At 48.5% G+C, this 21,909-nt stretch carries 14 protein-coding genes; 13 read left to right on the forward strand and 1 reads right to left on the reverse strand.

The window, feature by feature from the left end:
• Positions 1-6: 6 nt before the first annotated feature.
• The 9 genes from sov to der all read left to right on the forward strand — a co-directional run bounded on the left by sov (position 7) and on the right by der (position 16,555).
• Positions 7-7,014, forward strand: a complete 7,008-nt coding sequence (gene sov, locus A3GI_RS10250) for a T9SS outer membrane translocon Sov/SprA (RefSeq protein WP_018359722.1) — start codon at positions 7-9, stop codon at positions 7,012-7,014.
• Positions 7,015-7,356: 342 nt separating this feature from the next.
• Complete coding sequence (locus A3GI_RS0101575; protein ID WP_025079336.1) at positions 7,357-7,995, forward strand: TetR/AcrR family transcriptional regulator; 639 nt, start codon at positions 7,357-7,359, stop codon at positions 7,993-7,995.
• A gap of 133 nt (positions 7,996-8,128) precedes the next feature.
• A complete protein-coding gene (locus A3GI_RS0101580; RefSeq protein WP_018359725.1) occupies positions 8,129-10,468 on the forward strand; it encodes a TonB-dependent receptor in 2,340 nt (779 codons plus the stop codon).
• Between the two features lie 41 nt (positions 10,469-10,509).
• Entirely contained in the window at positions 10,510-11,790 is a 1,281-nt protein-coding gene (locus A3GI_RS0101585) for a hypothetical protein (RefSeq protein ID WP_018359726.1), read from the forward strand.
• A gap of 224 nt (positions 11,791-12,014) precedes the next feature.
• On the forward strand, positions 12,015-12,545 hold the full coding sequence (locus tag A3GI_RS0101590) for a YceD family protein (protein WP_018359727.1): 531 nt from the start codon (positions 12,015-12,017) through the stop codon (positions 12,543-12,545).
• A gap of 17 nt (positions 12,546-12,562) precedes the next feature.
• Positions 12,563-12,745: a 50S ribosomal protein L32 gene (gene rpmF / locus A3GI_RS0101595; protein ID WP_018359728.1), complete on the forward strand. Its 183-nt coding sequence runs from the start codon at positions 12,563-12,565 to the stop codon at positions 12,743-12,745.
• A gap of 249 nt (positions 12,746-12,994) precedes the next feature.
• Entirely contained in the window at positions 12,995-14,071 is a 1,077-nt protein-coding gene (locus A3GI_RS0101600; protein WP_018359729.1) for a beta-ketoacyl-ACP synthase III, read from the forward strand.
• Between the two features lie 140 nt (positions 14,072-14,211).
• A complete protein-coding gene (gene era / locus A3GI_RS0101605) occupies positions 14,212-15,135 on the forward strand; it encodes a GTPase Era (protein ID WP_018359730.1) in 924 nt (307 codons plus the stop codon).
• 109 nt (positions 15,136-15,244) lie between these two features.
• Positions 15,245-16,555, forward strand: a complete 1,311-nt coding sequence (der, locus tag A3GI_RS0101610) for a ribosome biogenesis GTPase Der (protein WP_018359731.1) — start codon at positions 15,245-15,247, stop codon at positions 16,553-16,555.
• Between the two features lie 188 nt (positions 16,556-16,743).
• Here der and A3GI_RS0101615 read toward each other — a convergent pair whose 3' ends face one another.
• Positions 16,744-17,916: a glycerate kinase family protein gene (locus tag A3GI_RS0101615; RefSeq protein WP_018359732.1), complete on the reverse strand. Its 1,173-nt coding sequence runs from the start codon at positions 17,914-17,916 to the stop codon at positions 16,744-16,746.
• Positions 17,917-18,264: 348 nt separating this feature from the next.
• On the opposite strand from A3GI_RS0101615, the gene A3GI_RS0101620 reads away from it, so the two are divergent.
• From A3GI_RS0101620 to A3GI_RS0101640, 4 genes are all read left to right on the forward strand, one after another.
• Positions 18,265-18,669 carry a hypothetical protein gene (locus A3GI_RS0101620; RefSeq protein ID WP_018359733.1) on the forward strand — a complete coding sequence of 135 codons (405 nt, stop codon included), beginning with the start codon at positions 18,265-18,267 and terminating at the stop codon, positions 18,667-18,669.
• A 367-nt stretch (positions 18,670-19,036) separates the two neighbouring features.
• Complete coding sequence (gene porV, locus A3GI_RS0101630; RefSeq protein WP_018359735.1) at positions 19,037-20,197, forward strand: type IX secretion system outer membrane channel protein PorV; 1,161 nt, start codon at positions 19,037-19,039, stop codon at positions 20,195-20,197.
• Positions 20,188-20,709, forward strand: coding sequence for a 2-C-methyl-D-erythritol 2,4-cyclodiphosphate synthase (ispF, locus tag A3GI_RS0101635; protein ID WP_018359736.1), 522 nt, complete (start codon positions 20,188-20,190; stop codon positions 20,707-20,709). The genes porV and ispF overlap by 10 nt, the downstream gene beginning before the upstream one ends.
• Positions 20,710-20,755: 46 nt before the next feature.
• On the forward strand, positions 20,756-21,835 hold the full coding sequence (locus A3GI_RS0101640; RefSeq protein ID WP_235304112.1) for a DUF4837 family protein: 1,080 nt from the start codon (positions 20,756-20,758) through the stop codon (positions 21,833-21,835).
• Positions 21,836-21,909: the final 74 nt, after the last annotated feature.

Consider the following 21,909-nt stretch of genomic DNA (forward strand, 5'->3'; position numbering starts at 1 on the left):
TGCCGGATGATGGCCTGTCTCCGTTCGCTATACAAAGTGGTACTGTGGTGCCTGCTCGTCGGCGGAGTGAGTTGCGGCCTGCTTACGGCACAGGACAGCCTTCCGCGGCGGCGTTATACTTCGACCTTTGTTTACGATGCACCGAACAACCGGTATCTTCTTATTACTTATCTGTACGGGCAACCTGTAGGCAGCCCTGTTGTTTTTACGCCCGAACAGTATCGCCGGTATATGCAAGCCCGAGACGGCGGGGCATTGCCTGTGCCGGATCTTCTATCAGGGGAATCGTCAAAAAGAACGGAACAACCGAAAAGCATGCTGCAATTCGGTGCCGTTAACATGAATGTCAACGGCTATGCCGAGTTATCGGCCGGAGCGCACCGTACCCGTACGGACAACCCCACTCTGCACGAACGGGATCGCAGTCACCGCTATCCGGACTTAAACCAGAACATCCATCTTTCTCTCAACGGTTCTGTGGGAGAGCGTCTAATCTTCGGGCTCGATTATAATACCGATGCTCCGTTCAAACAGGACGCACGACGCTTACGTCTGGCGTACAAAGGCACCGAAGATGAGATCCTGCAATCCGTGGAGTTCGGCAATGTAAACCTGCTTCCCCGCAATTCGCTGATTCAAAGCGGCGGAGGACTTTTCGGCATTTACGGACAGATGCAGTTCGGCAAGTTGCGGGTGGATATGGTGGCGAGCCGTCAGCGAACGACGGTCAAACGTTATTCGGCTCCCCGCGGCAAGTCCGTAACTCCTTTTGAAATCAGTGCAGACCGCTACGACGAACGGCGACACTTCTTTTTAGCTCCTTTTTTTTATCACCGCTTCGATGAGGCAATGGCTTCCTTGCCGGTTGTCAACAGCGGTATCCACATAGACCGGATAGAGGTTTGGATAACCAACCGACGAGGCGTTTACGACGGTGCACGCAATATCGTGGCCATAGACAATCTGGCCGATCCGATCAATGTCGAACAGATTCCGCCTGCCAATAACGAGGGCGAACTGTATGCCATGTTGAGCGCCAATCCGGCCGTTCGCAATCTCCATCAGGTCGACGGTATTCTCTCCCCCACACATCAGCTGCATCACAGCTACGAAAGGCTCGAAAGCGCACGAAAACTGGAGCCGCAAGAGTACACCCTGCACCCCGCATTGGGATATATCTCCCTGCACAGAAAACTGGAAGCCGGCGATGTGCTGGCCGTGGCCTTTCAATACACCTATAAGGGAAAGACCTACCGGGTGGGTGAGTTCACTGCAGACCGACCGGGAGGAGCAGCCGACAATCTGATTCTCAAACTGATTAAAAGTTCGTCCTCCTCGCCCATCGACAAGGTATGGCCGCTGATGATGAAAAATGTTTACCGCATTGCTTCCGGTATTACGCTCGAACCTAAAGATTTTAAGCTGGAGATTGTGGGGCGTACAGACTCTACGGGCATTTATCTGCCCTACTTCGATGTGCAGTCCAAACGCGAAGAGAGCATCCTCCGTCTTTTGGGATTCGACCGTTTGAACGAACGACACGAACCGCACCCCGACGGTCGTTTCGATTTTGTGGAGGGATATACGGTCGACAGCCATTTGGGTACAGTTATATTCCCTTCTGTGGAACCATTCAGAATATCCGTAAAGAAAGCTCTGGGAGCAGATGCCGGACTCTATGTTTTCGATGCCCTTTACGATTCCACACGAGTAGCAGCCACACAACGCACCGAGTACAACCGCTTCCTTATCCGCGGAAGTTACGCAGGCGGAAGCAGTACGGACGACACAGGGACCGGACGGGTACGTCCGGGTTCCGTACAGGTTACCGCAGGCGGGGTCACTCTTGCCGAACATATAGACTATGAAGTGGACTATGCCACCGGAGCCGTACGTATCATCAACGAAGAGATTTTAGCTTCCGGGGTGCCGGTGGATATCCGCTATGAAGACCAGGGAACAGATCTGATACAGCGCAGGTCTGTTTTCGGAGTCGATCTCAATTATGCCTTCAATCCCGAACTGAATATCGGAGCTACACTCATGCACCTGAGAGAAACGCCTCTGGATGCCAAAATGGCTTTCGGACTCGAATCCATGCGCAATACACTCTGGGGTGTAAATCTGAACTGGCGAAAAAAGAGTACGAAGCTGACCGAATGGCTGGATGCCCTGCCTGCCGTAAAAGCCTCCGAACCGTCTCATATCTCCTTCGATGCCGAATTTGCCCATCTTATTCCTGGGCGCTATAAAAGCCGTTATGCAGGCGATTACAGCTATATCGACGACTTTGAATCCGCACGCAGTTATGATGATTTGCTCAACGCCTATTCCTGGAGTCTCTCCGCCACTCCGTGGGGAGTGCCCGGAGATGAGCTGGGAAACGAAGCCCGTCTATCCGGAGACATCCGTTACGGCATGCACCGGGCTTTGCTTTCGTGGTACCATATCGACCCGTTGTTCATGCGCCCCGATGCCCGATATATGCCGGCTTACCTGCGTGCCGACCCCAATCTGCTGAGCAATCATTACAGCCGTTCGGTAGAGGTGCATGAGCTGTTCCCTTTCCGGGATTTCTCTCTTTCCGCCATGAGCTATCTGCGCACGCTGAATGTCAGCTATTACCCCGAAGAGCGCGGTCCGTACAATCTGTCCACCGACAACCTGCTACCCGACGGACGTCTATCCGAACCTCAAAAAAACTGGGGCGGCATGATGCGTGCACTCAATCAGACCGACTTCGAGGAGGCAAATATCGCTTATGTGGAATTCTGGCTGCTCGATCCGTTCATCTATCATCCGCAGTCTAAAGGTGGCAACCTCTGTTTACATTTGGGCGATGTCTCCGAAGATGTACTCCGGGACGGAAGAAAGTTTTTTGAAAACGGCATGCCTGTGAACGATACGTCCGGAGCCACGGAACAGACCGTCTGGGGCAAGGTACCCGCTGTGCAGCCCGTATCCTCCGGGTTCGACAATACCGGTACGGGGCTAAGCCGGCAAGATGTCGGGCTGAACGGATTAAGTTCGGAAGAAGAAAAGCAAACACCGGTCTATGCCGATTACCTGAGCCGCCTGCACCGTATCGTCAGCCGGGAACAGATCGACCGCTGGGTGCAGTTGCCGGTAAGCCCTCTGACAGACCCCGCAGGCGACGACTTCGTTCATAGCCGGGACGAACGTTACGATCGCCTGCAGGCTTCCGTAACGGAGCGTTACAAATACTACAACGGCACGGAGGGCAACACGGCACGGAAAGCCGAGACCTCCACCGGAGAAACGGCCGCCCGCCTGTTACCCGATACAGAGGATGTAAACGGAGACAATACACTCACAGACCGGGAGCAGTATTACGAATATCGCATCGAATTGAAACCGTCTTATATGAAACCGGGACAAAACTTCATAGCCGACAGCCGTACGGCCTCGGTCAGCCTGCCCAACGGAAAAACCGAAACGGTTACGTGGTATCTCTTCAAAATTCCCATTCGCGACTACACCGCACAGGTGGGGAACATGCGCGATTTCCGTTCTATCCGTTTTGCCCGCCTGTGCCTTCGTAATTTCGAGGAAGAAGTGCACCTGCGGTTCGGCACATTCAGGCTGGTGCGTGGCAGTTGGCGCCCGTACGAACAGCCTTTGAACGCTCCGGAAACATCCCCCGTAACGGATGCACGAATCACGGTCGGCACGGTCAATCTGGAAGAAAACGGCGACCGCACCCCGGTCAACTATGTATTACCTCCGGGCGTAACGCAGAGTATAGACCGTTCCGGCCTCAATCCCTCACGAGTCAATGAACAGTCTCTGAGTTTGCAGGTAGAAAATTTATCACCGGCCGATGCCCGGGCAGTATACAAAACAGGCAATTACGATTTGCGCAGATATAAGAAACTGCAACTGTTCGCCCATGCCGAACGGCTGATAAACAGCACATCGACTCCCGACGATAAAGATTTGGAGCTCTTTATTCGCTTAGGATCGGATTACAGGCAAAATTATTATGAATACGCCCGCCCGCTACATCTGACCAAACCGGGTGTCTACAGTTCGGAAAACGAATTCGACCGTGAACAGGTTTGGCCTGAAGTCAACAGGATGAATATCCATTTACGCAGTCTCCCGGCTCTTAAACGCAAGCGCAATGCTGCCATAAGGAAAGCGGAGGCTTCGCTCTACGAGCCTTATATCCGTGAAGACGAACATTCCTCCGGGGGGCGTCTGTCGGTGATGGGGCAACCCACGCTGTCCGATGTACGTGCTGTCATGATCGGAGTACGCAACCGATCCGGGCGGGTGCTCAGCGCAGAAGTCTGGGTGGATGAGTTCAGGCTCACCGATTACGATGAGGAAGGTGGCTGGGCGGCACGAGCCAATCTGGGCATGCAACTGTCCGATATGGGCACGGTACATCTGGAAGCACGCCACTACTCGGCCGGCTTCGGAGCATTGGATCAGCGACTGCATGAACGGCGAATAGACCACCTGACGCTGCTGGATTTTACGGCGCAGATGGATATGGGGCGCTTCCTCCCGGAAAAATGGAAGACAAGTATCCCCCTTTATGTTACGGCGCACAACGAGCAGAGCACCCCGCTTTATAATCCCATAGACCCCGATGTATTACTGGACGATGCGCTGAAAGATGCTTCACGCTCTTCGGAACGGGATTCGATGCTCGACCTTTCCCGCAGTGTACAGCGCTCTCACAGCGTGGCTCTGACCAATGTGCGTGTGGGGATAAAAAGCAAAAACCCGATGCCTTATGATCCGGCCAACTTCAGTTTCAGCTATGCTCATAGCCGGGCACACAGTGCTACGCCCGAAGTTCGCTTCGACGACAGCCGCAACTGGAGCTCCGCCATCCATTACGATTACGCACCACGATTCAAACCGCTGCGCCCTTTGGCTTCTATGGCTTCGCATAAAAACGAGCGGTTCAGACCTCTGGCATATTACGCTGTGAACCTCTGGCCTTCCAAAATACATTTGAGTTCCTCGCTCAGGCGTTACTATCAGGAGCAGCAGATGCGCGAATACACCGCCCATTCCGAAGCCATCGTTACGCACCTGCAACATTTCTACTGGGATCGTGAGATGCAGTGGCAGTGGGATCTGACTTCCGATCTGAAAATAAACTGGCAGAGCGGCACGCATGCACGCATAGAAGAGCCTTACCGGCGCGTAAACAGACGTCTGGATCCGGACGGTTATCGTATCTGGCGCGATTCGGTGATGCGCAGTATCAGAGAACTTGGAGAACCGTTGAGCTACAGACGTATGGTTAATATTACCTATGTACTGCCCACGGCCATGCTTCCGAAACTGACGTGGGTGCGAGGCGATGCGGCTTACAGCGCCATGTACAACTGGGAACGCGGAGCACAAACACCTGCAGGCACACCGGCCATGGGACATGTGATACGCAATAACAGCACTGCTGACCTCCATTTGACATTGGATCTTCTATCTTTTTACCGACAGAACCGGCATCTGCAATCGGCTTTACAGGGGATAGAAGGAACAGGATCTGCGCGCGATACGACAACACGAACCGCTCGGCTGTGGCGTTATGCCGCAATGATCGTGCGCCGCATACAGCTCAACCTCAGCCGGAGCAGCACCACCTATCTGCCGGGGTTCATCCCCGAGATAGCCCCGTTCGGCGGTCAGGCGCATACTCACGGAAGCCTTAGCCCGGGGTTGCCCTTTGCTTTCGGTTTTACCGGCGCAGACTTCATCGATCATGCAGCAGACCGGGGCTGGTTAGTGAAAAATAGCGGCAGAATAACGCCAGCCACCTATTCCCGAACCAATACCCTCGATATGGTTGTCCGTCTGCGCCCGGCTCCTCATCTGGATATTACGTTAAACATGAACCGCACGGACACGAGACGCACCGAAGTACAGTATATGTTGGATAACCGTCCCAGAACATACGGGGGATACTTCAATATGACCACCATAGGGCTACGCAGTTTCTTTAATCGAGGCTCGGCAGATAACGGTTACCGGTCTGCGGCCTTCGAGCAGTTGCTGGCAGCCCGGGAGTCTATTGCCGGAAGACTGCGCCGGCTGTATGAAGGAAAAGTTTACCCCGATGCCGGCTTCCTGCACGGAACGGAATACGCGGGTAAGGCCGTCGATCTCTCTTCCGTCGCTTTTGCAGCCAACAGTGCCGAAGTACTCGTATCTGCCATGCGCGCCGCCTATCTGGCAGGTGGGGAGGCCGGGCGCGTGTCTCTGAATCCTTTACCGTCCCTGCTATCCATGCTGCCCAACTGGAATGTAGTTTACAATGGATTTGGCGAATTACCGTTTATGCGAAAAATTTTCAGTCGTCTGGAGCTGAGTCATGCCTACCGGGGTGTTTATACAGTAGGGAACTACACATCCGTAAACGACTGGGCCGGTTACCGCGGGGAGCATTGGGGTTTTCTGCCCGATGAGAAAGGAGAACCGCGTGCAGCCATGCCCTATTTGATACCGATGGTTTCGTTGCAGGAGGCATTCTATCCGCTCGTCGGCGTAGAAATCAGCATGTACAACGGCTTTACACTTAGCGGACACCGGCGTTACAGCCGTGGCGTACTGTTGAATACCGGAGCGGCACAACTGATCGAGTCTTATACCGATGAATGGGCTTTGATAAGCAGTTATAAATGGAAGAACCTCCCTCGACTGGATTTGGATGCACTCTTCGGCAGACAGAAAACCGCAACCCCGCCAAGTGAAAAAGAACGCCGGCAGGGAGGGATACTTCTCCGTGTGGAGTACAGCCGCGGACATACGCAAACCTTGATACGCAATATCGTAGCCGCCCGATCGCAGGCTACCACGGGCAATCTGAACAACCGTCTGCGCATGACCGCCGACTACGACCTCTCGCGCTATATCACCCTGCGCGGCTACTACGAATGGAACAGCAACAAACCGCTGGTCAGCGGCAACTCTTTCCCCGTCCACGATACACATTACGGCCTTTCTCTGCATTTCAACTTCTTACCGCAATAGGATTTCTTCAGACTGTTTCCAAGGCGTTCGCAAAAGTCTATGATACAGCTTCTTACAAGCAAAGGAATTTCTTTGCCTGACGGTTGAAAATTCTTGTTAAGGAAAATAAAAATCCAAGTTAACTTCGTTGAAAATCCGTAGCGCTACGGATTTTTAACCGTTGCCCGAAGAATTTCGAACCGCCGGCCGGAGATTTTTACTCCTCTGAAAAAACGACACTCTCATCATAAAAAGAAAGAAATCAATCGATTCGGAAGATTGAAAATACTGTGTTTTAGGTATTGAATTTTCGATTATTTCTCCATTATATTTGTGCATTGATTAACCATAGCAAGGTTGTTTGTGAAAACCCGGGCGTCCGACAGAGCTAAAGAAAAAGAAGAAACCCGTAACCATATCATCGAGGTTACCAAGAAAGCTTTCTTAGAAAAAGGCTATCGTGGCGTATCTATGCGCGATATCTCGAACATGTCGGGAATCGGGTTGAGCAATATTTATAACTATTTCAAAAACAAGGAGGAAATTTTCAGTTGCATCGTTCATCCTGTATTGGAGGCTTTCAATGATATGCTTTCCAAACATAATGAAGAGCCGCAACTCTCTGTAGACTTTTTCTCTTCCCAGGATTTACAGTACGAATTCATCCGAATGACGCTTTCCATTGTCACTCAATTCCGGGAGGAACTCCAGATTATCCTTAACTCTTCGCAGGGATCTATCTTTGAAAATTTCAGACAGCAACTCATTAACCGGAACAAAACGATCGGCATACAATACATAGAAGAAATGAAAAAACGTTATCCGGAACTGAACACGAATGTATCCTCACTTCTTATCGAACTGAACAGTATGAACTATGTCACAGTTTTCGACCTTATTGTGGAGAATTACAATCGCCCGCAAAAAGAGATAGAGACATTCGTATCACAATATATTCAATACGGAACTGCAGGATGGAAAGAAATTATGCAAGTACATTAATCCCAAGGCATTCACCGCCACAGTATCTAAAAACCCATAGCAAAAGTGTCCGACTCAAAGAGTCGGACACTTTTGTTTCTGAACGAATCTGCATTTTGTTCTCACTGACCTTGACCTCAAAAACATTATCGATATGAAACAAACCAAATCTACTTTTCTCTTATTTTTCCTGTGTCTGAATATATTTACACTTGCAGCACAGACAGCAGTCCTAAAAGGGATAATCATCGACTCTAAAAACGAGGAACCGCTTATCGGAGCCTCCATTATACTGAACCCTCTTAAGAATGGGACTACGACTGATAACAACGGAGAGTTCACTCTCCTCAACTTGCCGGCCGGCCGCTACGAAGCCTCCGTTTCCTACATAGGCTATGCTCCTAAAAAGGAAACCGTCATACTCAAAGCCGGCGAAACCAAATCCATCATTATCCGTCTGAAAAGCGAAGCCAAAAGCCTGAAAGAAGTAATCGTAACGGCAAAAAGCACGGCCCGCAAACTTCGTGAGCAAGCCATGCCCATTTCCGTTATCAATATGAATCAACTGCAGGGTACGGTCAGCAACGTACAGGATGTTTTATCCAAAACCATGGGCATAACGATACGCTCTTCGGGAGGTGCAGGGAGCAAATCCCGTATTTCGGTCAGAGGACTCGAAGGCAAAAGAATCGGGTTCTTTATCGATGGAAGCCCCATAAACGACAACTCCGATTTCGTGGATATCAACGATATACCCATCGAGATGATAGACCGCATAGAAATCTACAAAGGAGTGGTACCGGCTAAATTCGGCGGATCTGCCGTGGGAGGAGCTGTCAACATCGTGATCAAGGAATATCCGCCGAAATATATCGACGCTTCCTATTCCATCGAAAGCTTCAATACGCACAAGTTTTCCCTTGTAACCAAACATAACAGTGCCCCAAAAGGATTGGAATTCGGCTTGGGAGGCTTTTATACGCATGCCGACAACGACTACAAAATGCAGTCGCCTTTCAACGATGATCTGATTATAAAAAGAGATCATGACCAATTCAAAAAGATGGCCTTGGGAGGCAGCTTCAAGGCGCGTAAATGGTATTTCGATCTGGTGGAGCTGGAAACAGTACTTCTTCGCAGCAAAAAACAGATTCAGGGAATCGAAAGCAATATACGAAAAGCTCACAGCAGAGCTAATGTTTTATTGATAAACAATAAACTGGAGAAAGAAAACTTTTTGATCGACGGCTTAGACTTAGACTGGGCTGCTTACTATGCCTACACAAACTATTCGGTGATAGATACCGCTTCACAGCGCGTACAGTGGGACGGCACGATATTGCCGGGGGTTTCCTCCGAAGGAGGCGAAATCGGCTTGTGGGCTTCTAACTCGGATAATAAAAAACATACTACTGAAAATAAATTGAATCTGAACTATGTGCTGACGGAGAATCATTCATTAAACTTCAACTCTCTGTTTTCCTTTGCCTACGGCAATCCTAAAGACGAGACGAAAGAGCGCGCCATCGGATATAAAACGGATTTCGACAGTCACATGGTGAGTTGGGTGGCGGGACTCACATACGACTTCAGGGCCGGCAATGACCGGTTGTTAAATTCCCTTTCCGGAAAATTCTATTATTATAATACAAAAACCCGCAAAGCAAGCATTGCCAGCCCTCAACCGCAGGATTTCAATATTAGAAAAACAGACTGGGGCGTAAACAATGCTTTCCGCTACCGGCTGATACCCAATCTAATGGTTAAAACAGCTCTCGGTTACGAAGTACGCCTGCCTTCCGAAAACGAACTGCTCGGCGACGGATTTCTGATTGCACCGGCCGGAAATCTCTCTCCGGAACGTAATGCAAATTTGAATGTGGGGATGCTCTTCGACCTTACGGGAAAACATTCCACAAATCTTCAGGTAGAAGTCAACGCTTTTGCCATGTATCTGAAAAATATGATCAGATTTACCGGCGGAGTATTGCAATCGCAATATGAAAACTTCGGAGAAATGCGCACGTTAGGCATCGAGGCCGAAATAAAAGCGGATATTACATCCTGGCTGTACGGCTATGCCAACATGACCTATCAAGATCTGAGAGACACGCGCAAATACGAACAAAATACCTCTGTTCCCAACCCGACCAAAGGTTCGCGCATTCCCAACATACCGTACTTTATGGCCAATGCCGGATTCGAGTTTCACAAAGAAAATCTCTTTGGCGGAAAAGGGCAAAACACCCGTTTTTTCATCGACGGCTCTTTTGTGGAAGAATACCTTTACGACTTTGAGCAAAGCATCTATCAGGAAAGGCGCATACCTCGCACTTTCAGCTCCAATGCAGGTATCGAACACAGTATCCTGAACGGGCGTATCATCCTGAATGCCCGCATCAACAATTTGACCGATACGCGAATGCTATCCGAATTCAACCGTCCTCTGCCGGGGAGGAACTTCGGGTTTAGAATCCGTTATGTATTCAAATAAAAAACAAACCGTATTTCTAATAAATCAAATTCTAAAAAGCAATGAAAAAGTATTTTATGCCGCTGACAATGACTGTAATGACAATGTTGCTGTTGCTCAGCTCCTGTAAAAAAGACAGTCCATCCAACAACCCCGAATCGCCATTGGGCGGAACAGGCAACACTCTTATCATGACCGTCGTTCCGAACACGGATGGAATGTCCGGATCTCAGTTTGTCCGGCTCATAGAAGGCCTTCAGCCCCGGGTAGATAACAAAGAGGCTATTCCCGTTCCCTACAGCAGTGCCAACCCCTGCATTTTCGGGAATGACATTTATATCTTTCCGAGTTATATGAACGATGGGAAATTCGAAATCGTCAAGTACAGAAGGGAACAAAACCGGTTAAAAAAAGTCGGAACGATGAAAGTTCCCGAAAAATCATCGGCAACGAATATCGTGGTCATAGCTGCCGATAAAGGTTATATAGCTTGTGCCGGTATCGGGAAAGTACTGATCTTCAACCCTGAGAAAATGCAACTGACAGGAGAAATAGACCTGTCTTCTCTGGGACATCTGGATAAAGACCCGAATGTAGGAGCCATGATATATCGTGACGGTCATCTGTTTGTAGGGCTGAATCAAATGGTGGGCGGATGGGTTCCCCCTGCCGATTACACGAACACGGATATCGCCATTATCAACACTCAAACGGATAAGCTGGTAAAAATGATTTCCGAAACCACGCACAACTTCTCCATGGCTACACGCCCCATCGATCCATATTCCATATTCATGGATGAGAACAGAGACATTTATGTAAGCTGCCTCGGAGGCTTCGGCATGTTGCCGAATACGAAGCATAAGGCCGGCTTTCTTAGAATCAAAGCCGGTGCATTGGATTTCGACCCCACTTATGCGTGGGCTATTACGGGAGAAAAAATAGCCGTCAAATTCGACAGCAAGCACAATCCTGTCGAATACGACAAAAATACAGCCGGGTTCATTGCTTCTATCCGTTATGTCAAAGACGGAAAGGCTTACGGATATGTAGATATTCCCGGTTATTATAAAGAAGGGGAAACCGGGCACAATGCCATTTCCAATATGGCCGTAGAAATAGACTTGAAAAACAAAACTCTTCACAAAATCGAAGGGCTCGACCTCTCCAACGGATACGGTATTTGTGTTGCTCCGTATGGAAGCGATCAGATTATTTTCGGAAATTCATCCAAAACATCGAAAGGAGTCTATTTATATAACAGAGTAACCCGAAAACTCTCCGAAAAACCGGTCATCGTGCCCAGTTCAAACATAATTATGCTACATCCGTTCTCTATATAATTATAATAGAGAAGCAGAGACTTCGGGCTGAAAGACCGAGAGGCCTGTATCGTTTTTTCAGTCCTAAAAACACATGATATTCTCACAGAGTTGGCTTTTGGAGTTTCGGACCGAAAGCCAATTCTATTTTCGATTTTCCCCGTAATTTATATTGACAGGATTTTATATTGTGTAAGAAATATGCTTTTTGTACCTTTGCAGAGATTTTACGACGACGAAAACGAATGGAGCAAAGCACAAAATACACGCTGAAGTTGAAGTCTCTGCCCGAAGGGAAAGAGGATTTCGACTTTCAATTGGACGAAAAGTACTTCGCTCAATTAGAAAGCAATGTCATCAACAGTGGCTATGTACGCATGCAAGGAACCATTGAACGTGTCGGTACCGTATTTACTATTAACATGCGTTTCGAAGGAAATATCGAAACCGTTTGCGACCGCTGTCTGGCTCCGGTGACTGTTCCGGTGAATACGGAAACTCGCTTGATTGTAAAATTCGGAGAAACATACATAGAAGAGTCCGATGAGATTGTGATCGTGCCCGAACAGGAAGGCACCATAGACCTCGGCTGGCACATGTATGAGTTTATTCTGCTCAGCCTGCCTATGCAGCGTATGCATGAAACAGGCGAATGCGACCCTGAAATGATGGCTGTCATCAACCGCTATGAAGCGAATGAAGCCACAACGGATACCCAACAAACCGATCCGAGATGGGAAGCGCTGAAGCAGCTCAAAAACAAGAAAGATTTATAACAATAAAATAAAAAAAGATGGCACATCCTAAAAGAAGACAGTCTAAGACTCGTACAGCCAAACGTCGTACACACGACAAGGCTCAGATGCCGGCTTTGGCAAAATGCCCGAACTGCGCATCATGGTTTATTTATCACACCGTTTGCCCCGAATGCGGCTACTACCGCGGCAAACTGGCTATTGAAAAAGAAGAAGCATAAATCTTCCTTACAAAACCACACAAAAGGCTGTCTGAACTCTATGAATTTCGGACAGCCTTTTTAATTATGCAAACTGTACAAAAGCAAAACGGATAAGCCGTCAAGATCTGCACAGGCAAGAACAAAAATAACACGAGGAAGAATACCGGATATTATTCGATATTATTTCGTTATTTAATGGAAGTATCTGCACTTTTAATTAAATTAGCACGATATAATTCATTAACAATGAGATAAGAAATAAAAGAGATGAATAAAATCAACGCTGCCATAACAGCCGTAGGAGGATATCTCCCCCCGCATCTGCTTACGAATGCAGATTTAGAGAAGATGGTCGATACAACAAACGAATGGATAAAAACCCGTGTGGGCATTGACCGGAGACATATATTAAAAGAAAAAGGAAAAGGAGCGGCATATATGGCTACTCAGGCCGTTCTGGATATGTTTGAACGCAATCATATCGACCCGCTAAGCATCGAAGGTATTATTATGGCCACGGTAACACCCGACTACCATTTTCCCACTTCATCATCTATCGTAGCACATGAAACCGGCTGTCTCAATGCCTTTACATTCGACTTGCAATCGGCTTGCCCAAGCTTTATGTATGCTTTGGAAACCGGAGCCAATTACATACGTTCCGGCCGATACAAACGCCTCGTTGTGGTCGCATCCGAAAAGATGTCGGCAATTGTGGACTATACAGACCGCGCCACAGCACCGCTCTTTGGCGACGGCTCCGGCTGTGTACTTCTGGAAGCTACCGAACAGGAAAACGGCGTGATGGATGCTTATTTCCGAACCAACGGCGATTTCAAGGAACAGCTTATCATGAAGAGTGGCGGATCGGTAAGCCCTGCAACAACCGAAACCGTAGAAAAACGGGAGCATTTCGTTTATCAGGAAGGACAGGCGGTATTCAAAAATGCTGTATTGGGCATGAGTTCATCCTGTTCGGAGATCATGCGCCGCAATGCGCTGTCTAAGGACGATGTAACGTGGTTCATCCCCCATCAGGCCAACCTGCGCATCATCGATGCCGTGGCACGCCACCTCGAAGTGCCCAAAGATCATGTGATGATCAACATTCAGGAAACGGGCAATACCAGCTCCGCTACTATACCCATCTGTCTGTGGCAATGGGAAAAACAGCTGAACCGCGGCGACGTGCTTATTCTGACGTCTTTCGGATCCGGCTTCACATGGGGAGCCATGTATGTGAAATGGGCCTACGACGGTGCCAAGCGTATCAATGCTCAAATCGATCCGGCAGAAACGGAAGCCGAAGCTTCTGCAGAGGAAAGCAGTAATCCTCCTCTATAAATATAAATAGGGTCTCGAACCGGAAATATCGCTAATGGGGCAGGAAAGGCAATGTCTTTCAGCCCCATAGCTTTTCTTTTGATGAGACACACAGACCGGGAACCTGGTGCCCGGCCAACCGATAAAAGACGAAAACAAACATGAACGACGGCATATCACCTCAAACCTCGGCAGACAAAAAGCATCGCTCTGGCTTCGTAAACATCGTGGGCAACCCCAACGTGGGCAAAAGCACGCTGATGAATTTACTGGTGGGTGAACGTATCTCCATCATCACATCGAAAGCCCAGACCACCAGACACCGTATATTAGGTATTGTGAATACGGAAGAGATGCAAATCGTTTACAGCGATACGCCGGGTGTATTGAAACCCAACTATAAACTCCAAGAGTCTATGCTGGAGTCGTCAAAGTCGGCTTTGGGCGATGCGGATGTGCTGCTCTATGTAACAGACGTTATCGAACAGCCGGATAAAAACGTAGACTTTGTGGAGCGGGTGAAACGTATGCAATGCCCGACCCTGCTTATCATCAACAAAATAGATCTGGGCAATCAGCAACAACTGGAAGAGCTGGTGGAGCGATGGCATACGCTGCTGCCGAAAGCAGAGATCATCCCCATATCGGCCAAAAGCAAGTTCAATGTAGAACCTTTGCGCAAACGTATCGAAGAATTGATACCGCCCTCTCCTCCGTTTTTTGAAAAAGATGCGCTTACAGACAGGCCTGCCAGATTTTTTGTAACCGAAATTATCCGGGAGAAAATTCTGCTTTATTATCAAAAAGAAGTACCCTATGCCGTAGAAGTGGTTGTGGAAACTTTTGAGGAACAGGCAAACCTTATACGCATTCAGGCCGTTATAATCGTAGAGCGAGACTCCCAAAAAGGTATTATCATCGGACATAAAGGCGCTGCGATCAAAAAAGTGGGAGCAATGGCACGCAAGGATCTGGAAAAATTTTTCGAAAAGAAAATTTATTTGGAACTGTTTGTAAAAGTAGAGAAAGACTGGCGGAGCAACGAAGCCTATCTGCGCAACTTCGGGTACAGACAAGAGGATTGATTTTTCCTGTAAAAGGATACAACGCTCTCTGCCTGGGGCGTAAACCTTTCTTGACCTGAGAATTTTACACAGGCAACACATGACTGTATAATACACCAAAAAGTGAAAGATGAGTAGTTTAATAGCAATAGTAGGCCGTCCGAATGTGGGCAAAAGCACCCTCTTTAACCGACTGACACAAACCCGCCATGCAATCGTAACCGAGGTGCCGGGCACCACACGCGACCGCCAATACGGAAAAGCTCTATGGCTGAATCGTGAATTCTCCGTTGTAGATACCGGCGGATGGGTGGTAGGCTCGGACGACGTATTTGAGGAAGAGATCAACAAACAGGTAGAGCTTGCCATGGAAGAGGCCGATGTTATCCTTTTTCTGGTAGACGTCAACAATGGCATAACTCCTCAGGACGAAGAAGTAGCCAACAAACTCCGGCGCAGTAAAAAGCCGGTGATTCTGGTGGTCAACAAAACCGACAACTTCTCACAACACGCAGACTCTTACGAATTCTATTCTTTAGGGCTGGGCGACCCCGTCTGTATCTCTGCTGCCAACGGTTCCGGCACAGGCGATCTGCTGGATATCGCTGTAAAAAACCTGCCCGAACCAACGGAAGAAGAGGAAGAGCGGACTATTCCCAGGCTGGCTATCGTAGGCCGTCCGAATGCCGGAAAATCATCGCTGATGAACGCTTTTATCGGAGAGGACAGACACATTGTTACCGATGTGGCAGGCACCACACGCGACTCTATTTATACCCATTACAATAAATTCGGTCTGGAATTCGAACTGGTGGACACGGCCGGTATTCGTAAAAAAGGCAAGGTGGAAGAGGACTTGGAGTATTACTCCGTGATTCGATCCATAAGGGCTATCGAAAACAGTGATGTCTGCCTGCTGCTCATCGATGCTACGCGCGGCATCGAAAGCCAGGATGCCAATATCTTCTCGGTTATACAAAAAAACAGCAAAGGATTAGTGGTGTGCGTAAACAAATGGGATTTGGTGGAAAACAAAGATACCAGAACACAAAAGCAATACGAAGAAGCCATCCGCAGCCGCTTTGCCCCGTTTACGGACTTCCCCATCCTGTTTATTTCGGCTATGACCAAACAGCGCATCTTCAAAGTCCTGGAAACAGCGCGCAGCGTATACGAAAAAAGATCGAACCGCATACCCACACACAAGCTGAACGAGGTACTGCTGCCCATCATCGAGCAAACACCTCCTCCGGCATGGAAAGGGAAATACATAAAGATTAAATATGTCATGCAGCTCCCCACAATGGTACCCAGCTTCGCATTTTTCGCCAATTTACCTCAATGGGTGAAAGAGCCCTACAAACGCTTTCTGGAGAACCAAATCAGAAGCCATTGGGACTTCAGCGGAACGCCGATTAACATTTTTATTCGAGAAAAATGAGTTAAAATTTGTTTTTTTCAAAAAAAAGTAGTAACATTGCAATGTGTTTTTCATGATTAAACAATTAAGATTAACGACTTCAAAAGTCACCGTGCGTGAGCATAGTGACTTTTTTTATTTCAAAGCCTCTATTTTTCCCAAGAAAAAGTATATCGAAAAGAAAGTAACCAGCCCCCCCCTCAAAACCATTATCCGGATGACTGTCCGTGGCGTTCGCCCCAATTGATCATACGGCAAATCTGCTCCACCGTTCGTTTTATGTTTTCCCGTGCATAAGCCGGTTCCATGGCTCGTTGTAAAGCAACGGGAGAAGGAGTTATTGAAAAGACTCCCAAAAATCCGGCACCGTTCAACTCTTTTTCGTCTTCAATGCTGCCGGAAAGCAAAATCACCGGAATCTGTTGCTTCACAGCCTCGTTCAGAATACCGGACGGCACCTTACCCATCAAAGTTTGTCTATCGGCTTTACCCTCTCCGGTCAGAATAAGGTCGGCATCCCATATGATGTCCGAGAAATGGAGAGTATCAAGCAACAATTGTATGCCGGGTTTGAGCTCGGCATTCAGAAAAGCCAGCAAACCGCCACCCATACCGCCGGCAGCACCCGTACCGGGTATCTGCGAAATATCTCTGCCGGTCCGGTGGTGGATAACTTCAGCCAAATGCCGCATCGAAGCATCCAGTCGCGCAATCATTTCTTCATCCGCCCCTTTCTGCCGTGCAAAAGCATGTGCGGCTCCGGTGGGGCCGCAAAAAGGATTGCGCACATCGCATGCCACCGTAAACTGCGACTCCGCCAGAGCAGGATGAGCGAATGTACGGTCGATTGCAAAGACTTCGGACAGCAGGCCTCCGCACAAAGGTGAAGCAGTCCCCAATTCCACCCCCGATTTGTCGTAGAAACGGAAACCCAATGCCTGCAACATTCCTAATCCCGCATCATTGGTAGCACTTCCGCCGATACCGATAATAAAATTACGGCAACCCCGTTCCAAAGCATCTTTTATCAATTCCCCCGTGCCGTAAGTCGTTGTTTTCATCGGGTTGCGCTTCCCTTCCGGCACAAGCGGCAAACCGCTGATACTGGCCATTTCGATAAAAGCCGTCAGTCCGTCTCCGGAGATACCGTAATATGTTTCGATCATTTCCATCAGAGGGGAATGAGCACGAACAGGAATCCGCCGTCCGCCCGTTGCACCGATCAGCACATCCTGCATACCCTCTCCGCCGTCGGACACGGGCACAAGTGTCGTTTCGCACTCGGGACAGGCTGCATGCACCCCGGCCTCTGCAGCCCTTCCGGCTTCAATGGAAGTAAGGCAACCCTTAAAAGAGTCGATGGCAATAATGATCTTTTTCATACTTTATTCCGAAGATACGATACCTTCGATTAAAAAACAACGATACTCCAACTTTCCGGAAATCCGGACACGAACAAAACGAAAAGGTAAAAATGTCAGCTTTTGTCAGTAAGTTGAGATGGTTCTAAGGCAACAAAAAGCTCACTTTGTAAAATCCCCCCCCCCCCCAGTAAAATCATCTTTTTGACTATTGCAGGTTTATAATAATTGCCGTATTTTTAACATAAGAGTCTGAAAACAATACAACGAGTAAAGACTTCACATCTTTTCCCGTTCTTGTGATAATACAAGTTCACAAACAACATTCAGAAAAGTCATTGATATAGAAACAACTGAAAAGAAGAAACAATGAAACATATTTTCATCATTACAATCATCTCCCTTATTGCAATCTCTTGCAGCAAGGAGGAAATCCGGTTGAACCATCTTCAAGGGAAATGGAACGAATGTTATGACAATTCCGAATTTTGTATGGATGGAAGAATCGAATACGATTTTCTCGGAGAAAATGCTTATGTACAAACATCTTACGACATACTTTCACATAAAATGTCTGTCAGCAAAGGATATTATGCACTTGGCATGTTCGGAGAGAATGTCCTAACGCTGAATCCTCAGATGTCCGACTTTTCCGGAGAAAGCTATACCATCGTCAAACTCACTTCCAAAGAGATGGTCTGGCAAAAAGTCGGCACAACATACTCAAAAGGAACATTCGGCACTGAACACCGACGTTTCAAGCGAATCAAATAGCATTCCTTATTTCAATGAGAAAACAATGCTGATTTTGGGAATCATTCCCTGCTCACCTTTAGAGATATATTTCCTTGTTTTCTCTTTCTCCTCTTTGTCGCATTTTCAGGATTCGTTTCATCGTTTGTTTTACAACCCTCTTTTTCGTAAAGGAGGGGGGATCGTATTCATCTATGCCATATCAACGCCGTACCAATCCCGGAAACTTTCTCATATCCCGATTCTGCTTAATCTGTTTATGAACAGTGAAAGCACAAGCGTTATCATGTAAAAAGGCATGAGATAAGTGCAGTTAGGGAAATTCTGGTTATCTTTCTGCTTAATAAACAGTTTTGTTTCTCAAAATCAGACTACAGCATCAAGACCTATGCGCTCAACACGCTTTCTGCCTGCAATCGTAACGATTGCTTTTCTGGCCTGTGGCTTACAAGCCCAAACAAAGCAAGTAAACCCTGTTATCACCTCCGTACCCTCACTGGCCATCACACCCGATGCACGGGCTGCCGCCATGGGTAATCTGGGCGTGGCTTCCTCGGCCGACTTTTACGCCCAATACTGGAATCCTGCCAAATATGCCTCTACGATGGCAAAATCGGGAGCTTATATCGGCTACACACCATGGCTCAGCAAGCTGACGGACGGTATAGCTCTGATGAATATAGGTGGCTTCTACAAACTGTCATCAGGCACCGATCAAACCATAAGCGCCTCTCTGCGCTATTTCTCTACGGGCAAAATGATCCAATGGGACGATATGCTGAATAAAGTGGGGCAGGTCAGCGCCAGCGAGTTGGCCTTCGACATCGCCTACTCGCGCAGACTCTCCGCCTCTTTTTCAATGGCGGCAGCCTTGCGGTACATTTATGCCGACCCCGGCATTCAGCGCGAAGGTATCGGCAAAGGACACGCCTTTGCCATGGATATTGCGGGCTATATGGATAAGCCCATATACCTGTTTAAGCAGGATATGCGCTGGCGTGCCGGCTTCAACATCAAAAATATTGGCACAAAAATCAGCTTCGACGGGGGTAGCCACAAAGGATTTATTCCCACGAATCTTGGTCTGGGAACAGGGTTAAGTATGGATCTTGCTCCGGCACATGCACTGGAGGTAAACGTGGAGCTGAACAAACTGCTGGTGCCTACGCCGCCGATGTATGACCCCAAATCTTCGGAGCTCCGGGACAAGGCTTTTGCAGACTATTACAACACCTCAGCCCTCGCCGGCATATTCAAAAGTCTGGGTGATGCCCCCGGTGGCTTTAGCGAAGAGATGAAAGAGATTCTGTGGAATGCAGGCATGGAGTATACTTATCGCCAAATGTTCTTTGCACGTATGGGATACAGTTATATCCATCCCGACAAGGGAGCAATGCAACTGTTCGGTTTCGGAGCGGGCGTACGCTACAACGGTTTTACCGTAGATGCAGCCTATCAGATCGCCACCACGCCGAACAATGCGCTTGACGGCACTTTCAGCATCACCCTCGCCGTGGAGCCGGATCAGTTGAAGAATTTATGGAAGTAAAAACGGAGAAAATGATCCCTTTTAGAATTGGTTTCGGATACGATGTTCACCGCCTCTGCCGGGGGCGCGAACTCTGGTTGGGCGGCATACGCATCGACCATGAAAAAGGACTGGACGGGCACAGTGATGCCGACGTGGCTTTACACGCACTGAGCGACGCCCTGCTCGGAGCGGCAGCTTTGGGAGACATCGGCACGCACTTTCCTCCGTCCGACATGAAATATAAGGATATCGACAGTAAAATACTGCTTCGCGAAGTTATTGCCTTGTTGAAAGAGAACGGTTATCGACCCGTAAATGCCGACATAACCATCGCAGCCGAAAGACCGAAACTAAGACCGCACATAGACCGGATGCGAGAGGTTATCGCCGGCATCATGCATTTGCCGGTGGAGAATGTTTCGGTAAAAGCCACGACAACGGAAAAACTGGGATTTACGGGCAGAGAAGAGGGGATAGCCGCCCATGCCGTCTGTCTGCTGGAGAAAACAAGTGCAACGTCTTCTTTTTAAGCTGTTTTTGTTAAATTTGAAACCATACACAAAAAACGATACATCTATGCCAACTATCAATCATCGAATCGGGAACACAATAAAGATCATTTTAACCTGCTCTGCCATGCTTTTAGGCCTCGGCAGCTGCAGCAACGGCGGCGGGGGCGGCACTTTCACCCGGTCTACGGGTAAACCGGGAGAGGTCATGCTGGCTATCAACAAAAAACATCTTAATGACCAAACAGGGAAAAAGATACAGAACATGCTGGTGGAGCCTGCAATCGGTTTACCGCAAAACGAGGCTTCCATGCGTGTTTCACGGGTAAATCTGGAAAGTTTCGACAGCTTCCTGAGATACGTGCGCAACGTTCTTCTGGTAGACGTAGACCCGGAGCGGTTTACAACCACCTCACTCAAATACAGCTATGACGAGTGGGCCAAAGGACAAATCGTGATACGCATCAACAGCGTTTCTCCCGACTCGTTGAATGCCTACATCGATCGCAACAAAGAGGGCATCATGAATCGTTTTATCAACCACGAGCTCTTCCTCTTCGGCGAAGTTCTGGAAAAATCGTACAGTGGCAGTGCAGACCGCAATGCCGACAGCATTTTCAATCACCGCATCAATGCTCCCGGCGATATCGTGGGGTGGAAATTCGGGAAAGATTTTCTGTGGATGTCCAACAGCCTGCCGCGGAAACGTCATGATCTGCTGATCTATACCTACCCGTATACGGGTCAAGGCTCTCTGGGTATCGACCGCATGACGGAGATGCGCGACTCGGTGCTGCGCGAAAACATACAGGGAGCTTATGAAGACTCCTATCCTACCACACAGAGGGAATATTCTCTATACCACCGTTATGTCACCATGCACGACGGCACGGTGCGCGGAGAGCTGCGCGGCCTCTGGCACATGCACGGCAAGGCACGCATGGGCGGCCCGTTCGTAAGCCAGGCATACGCCAACAAAGAGGAGGGTAAGGTGTACGTGGTGGAAGGCTTTGTCTACAACCCGAACGACGATCTCCTGACGTTGCTCAGGATGATGGAATCCATGCTTTATACATTCAGGCCGGGCACCGAAAAGAAATTCGACCCGGAAAATATCCTCAAGTGTAAATACACCAGAATGAATTAACCGGCGTTTTTGAAAAAAACTTAAACTGAATCACTTATTCCGGTACTTCTATCGAAACGGTCTCGGACAACATT

It is taken from the genome of Porphyromonas macacae DSM 20710 = JCM 13914 (genome assembly GCF_000379945.1).
Taxonomy (GTDB): Bacteria; Bacteroidota; Bacteroidia; order Bacteroidales; family Porphyromonadaceae; genus Porphyromonas; species Porphyromonas macacae.

What these genes read in the sequence shown, in the direction of transcription:
- sov (WP_018359722.1), top strand. Translation starts at nt 7, where the DNA reads ATGATGGCCTGTCTCCGTTCGCTATACAAAGTGGTACTGTGGTGCCTG.
- A3GI_RS0101580 (WP_018359725.1), top strand. Translation starts at nt 8,129, where the DNA reads ATGAAACAAACCAAATCTACTTTTCTCTTATTTTTCCTGTGTCTGAAT.
- A3GI_RS0101585 (WP_018359726.1), top strand. Translation starts at nt 10,510, where the DNA reads ATGAAAAAGTATTTTATGCCGCTGACAATGACTGTAATGACAATGTTG.
- A3GI_RS0101590 (WP_018359727.1), top strand. Translation starts at nt 12,015, where the DNA reads ATGGAGCAAAGCACAAAATACACGCTGAAGTTGAAGTCTCTGCCCGAA.
- rpmF (WP_018359728.1), top strand. Translation starts at nt 12,563, where the DNA reads ATGGCACATCCTAAAAGAAGACAGTCTAAGACTCGTACAGCCAAACGT.
- A3GI_RS0101600 (WP_018359729.1), top strand. Translation starts at nt 12,995, where the DNA reads ATGAATAAAATCAACGCTGCCATAACAGCCGTAGGAGGATATCTCCCC.
- era (WP_018359730.1), top strand. Translation starts at nt 14,212, where the DNA reads ATGAACGACGGCATATCACCTCAAACCTCGGCAGACAAAAAGCATCGC.
- der (WP_018359731.1), top strand. Translation starts at nt 15,245, where the DNA reads ATGAGTAGTTTAATAGCAATAGTAGGCCGTCCGAATGTGGGCAAAAGC.
- A3GI_RS0101615 (WP_018359732.1), bottom strand. Translation starts at nt 17,916, where the DNA reads ATGAAAAAGATCATTATTGCCATCGACTCTTTTAAGGGTTGCCTTACT.
- A3GI_RS0101620 (WP_018359733.1), top strand. Translation starts at nt 18,265, where the DNA reads ATGAAACATATTTTCATCATTACAATCATCTCCCTTATTGCAATCTCT.
- porV (WP_018359735.1), top strand. Translation starts at nt 19,037, where the DNA reads ATGCGCTCAACACGCTTTCTGCCTGCAATCGTAACGATTGCTTTTCTG.
- ispF (WP_018359736.1), top strand. Translation starts at nt 20,188, where the DNA reads ATGGAAGTAAAAACGGAGAAAATGATCCCTTTTAGAATTGGTTTCGGA.
- A3GI_RS0101640 (WP_235304112.1), top strand. Translation starts at nt 20,756, where the DNA reads ATGCCAACTATCAATCATCGAATCGGGAACACAATAAAGATCATTTTA.